Below are 509 nucleotides of genomic sequence, written 5' to 3'. Positions count from 1 at the left end.
GCCGGCTCCGGCTGCTCGATGATCACGTGCGCGTTCGTCCCCGAGATGCCGAACGACGACACACCCGCCCGCCGGGGACGCCCCGCATCCGGCCACGCGCGCGACTCCGTCACCAACTCCACCGCACCCGACGACCAGTCCACATGCGACGACGGCACATCCACATGCAACGACGCCGGCACCACACCCGCCCGCATCGCCAAGATCATCTTGATGATGCCCGCCACCCCCGCAGCCGCCTGCGTGTGACCAATGTTCGACTTCACCGACCCCAACAACAACGGCACATCCCGACCCTGCCCATACGTCGCCAACAACGCCTGCGCCTCGATCGGATCACCCAACGTCGTACCCGTACCGTGCGCCTCCACCACATCCACATCAGCCGCCGACAGACCCGCACCCGCAAGAGCCTGCCGAATCACCCGCTGCTGCGACGGACCATTCGGCGCCGTCAACCCGTTCGACGCACCATCCTGATTCACCGCCGTGCCACGCACCACCGCCAG

1 protein-coding gene is annotated in these 509 nt (G+C 67.4%); it reads right to left on the bottom strand.

What is annotated here, in order from left to right; genetic code table 11:
• Positions 1-509: polyketide synthase (locus tag V6U77_RS29985; protein WP_334610089.1), on the bottom strand; the 509-nt coding region annotated here is incomplete at both ends.

It is taken from the genome of Micromonospora sp. CPCC 205546 (assembly GCF_036902715.1).
In the GTDB taxonomy this organism is placed as follows: Bacteria; Actinomycetota; Actinomycetes; order Mycobacteriales; family Micromonosporaceae; genus Micromonospora.
The sequence above is the reverse complement of the archived record's forward strand: the minus strand, read 5'-3'. Positions and strand labels throughout refer to the sequence as shown.